Consider the following 2,134-nt stretch of genomic DNA (forward strand, 5'->3'; position numbering starts at 1 on the left):
GCCTGGAACCGACCAGCACAATCAGGCGAATGGCAGCTGTTATCCACAAGTAGAGGCATTCACAGGCGATCCGGGCCGCAGAGTCTGATACACAGGGGTCACGACCCATCCATCGCCAGGGAGACAGGCCGATGAACGAGCGCTTCCTTCAGCTCAGCGATGTGGCGGAGATTCTCAACATCTCGTCGAGCCAGACCTACGCGCTGGTCCGCTCGGGTGAACTCCCGGCAATCAAGATCGGTGGACGCGGGCAGTGGCGGGTGGAGCGCACCGAGCTGGAGGCTTACATCCAGCGGGCATACGAGCAGACCCGCGCGTTCGTGGTCGCCAATCCGCTCGGTCGCGGCGATGCGCCCGCCGACGACCGGTACGCCGACTAGCCGACCAGCCGACCAGCCGACGCATGTTTTCGAGCGCCGGCTGTCCGGCTCGTACGCAGGCACTCCCCATCAGGGGGTTCGGCGCACGAAACTGACCGACGACAGCGGGACGGTCCGCACTGCCTGGACCGACCGGGCCCGGCGGAACTCGTCGCCGGGATGTTCGGCGACCTCGACGAAGTCCGCTCCGACCCGGTCGATGGTGCCCGTCACAGCGGTACCGTCCAACACCACAACCGAGCAGACCGAACGATCGCGCACCACGCCACGCAGCGCGTACGGCAGGTCGAGCCGCACGGCCAGCGGACCTTCATGGCCAGGTTGGGCGGATACCGCGGTCAGCCCACGCACCCAGAGTACGGAACGGAATGGAACCAGCACTTCCTGGGCCACGGACTCCTGCAGAAGTAACCAGTCCATCCCGAGCACGGCAAGCCGGCCGCCCAGGACCTGACCGGCTTCCCCCTCCCGCCCACCTACCAGCACCCCGATGCGCAGCGACGATCCGACCGCCGGCCGCAGTCTGTCGAGTAGGCGCAGGTAGGCGACTTCACGGCGGCTTCTGTCGACAAGCTCCGCATCGAGTTCAGCCGCTTGCGCGGCCTCCCACTGCATCTCAAGATCGGCAAACAGGGCTTCCCAGCGCAACCCGGCCCCCTTCCTCGTTCCCGGACCGGCCCGTGCAGCCGGACCGGCCGCAGCGGACCGGCCGCAGCGGTCAGGCCGATCGACTTTGAGCGCCCGGCAACACATCATCCGACCTGCCGGACGACCCACCGCATCCAGGGTCGCAGCCGACACTCCATGAGCAACAGCGAGCAAACAACACAAACCCGCTTGACAGCATTTCGACAGAGGACTACACAAGCAAACACAGCCAAACAACATGTTTCATCATCATCCACCGGCCAGTCTGGAGGTCGCCGATGTCAGCTGGCCGGCGCCTGTCCGTCTTCATCGGGGGATCGGCCGCCGCTGCGGTACTGACAGTATTAATGATCAGAGAAGGTCCGCGGCGGGCGGACCTTCCGGATGCCATCAGCGCCGTACCCGACTGGGTCAGCGCAGATCCTGAGCATGCGCTCACGACCGTCGTCGGCCTCGCCGCCTGGGCATGCCTGCTGTGGCTGTGCGCGGGATTCGTCCTCGGCGTGCTGGCGATGCTGCCCGGTGCCGGCGGACGAGCGGCCGCAGCCGTCGCTCGGCGCGTTCTCCCAAGCGCTATGCGACATATTCTTGAGATCGCGCTCGGCGTCACCATCGCCGCCGGAACCGCCGTACCGGCGTTGGCGGTGAGTCCGACGGCAACCAGCGGAGCAGCAACCACCACGGGCGTGGCCTCCTCCTCGGCCAGCTGGCCTGACATCGACATCCGAGGGACACCGACGACGCTTGCGCCTGCGGACGCCGCCCCAGCCCCTCAGCTCGCCCCGGCCAGCCCAGGTCCTAGTAGCCGGCATACGGCTGTGAGCACGCCGACACCGACCGATTTTCGCTGGCCGGACCTTGAACCGCACGACAGCCCGGACCTACCCGTCACCCCGCACGCAACCGCGACACCATCGGGTGCACCGGGTGTGTCCCCGCATACAGACGCCGCCGTCCCACTGAACGTCCGGCCCGCCGGGCTCGCTCCCACGCAAGCGGCGCCAACGACGTTACCCACACAGGCAGCCAGCTCCCCTGGCCGGTCCGCCGATTCCGCCCCTGACCCCGGCATATCGGCCAATGCCCAGACGCCCTGGCCCGACCTC

The 2,134-nt window shown here is 67.4% G+C and carries 2 protein-coding genes and 1 pseudogene; 2 read left to right on the forward strand and 1 reads right to left on the reverse strand.

Annotated elements, in window-relative coordinates; all coding sequences use genetic code 11:
* Positions 1-131: 131 nt before the first annotated feature.
* On the forward strand, positions 132-380 hold the full coding sequence (locus U9977_RS16800) for a helix-turn-helix domain-containing protein (RefSeq protein WP_322750217.1): 249 nt from the start codon (positions 132-134) through the stop codon (positions 378-380).
* Positions 381-449: 69 nt separating this feature from the next.
* On the opposite strand, the gene U9977_RS16805 is transcribed toward U9977_RS16800, so the two are convergent.
* Positions 450-1,028: a hypothetical protein gene (locus U9977_RS16805; protein WP_322750218.1), complete on the reverse strand. Its 579-nt coding sequence runs from the start codon at positions 1,026-1,028 to the stop codon at positions 450-452.
* 278 nt (positions 1,029-1,306) lie between these two features.
* On the opposite strand from U9977_RS16805, the pseudogene U9977_RS16810 reads away from it, so the two are divergent.
* Positions 1,307-2,134: pseudogene (locus U9977_RS16810) on the forward strand (hypothetical protein); the annotation flags it as partial.

Origin of the sequence: Protofrankia sp. Cas8 (assembly GCF_963555845.1) — a bacterium.
In the GTDB taxonomy this organism is placed as follows: Bacteria; Actinomycetota; Actinomycetes; order Frankiales; family Frankiaceae; genus Protofrankia.

Coding starts and splice junctions, on each gene's coding strand:
- U9977_RS16800 (WP_322750217.1), top strand. CDS start 132: ATGAACGAGCGCTTCCTTCAGCTCAGCGATGTGGCGGAGATTCTCAAC.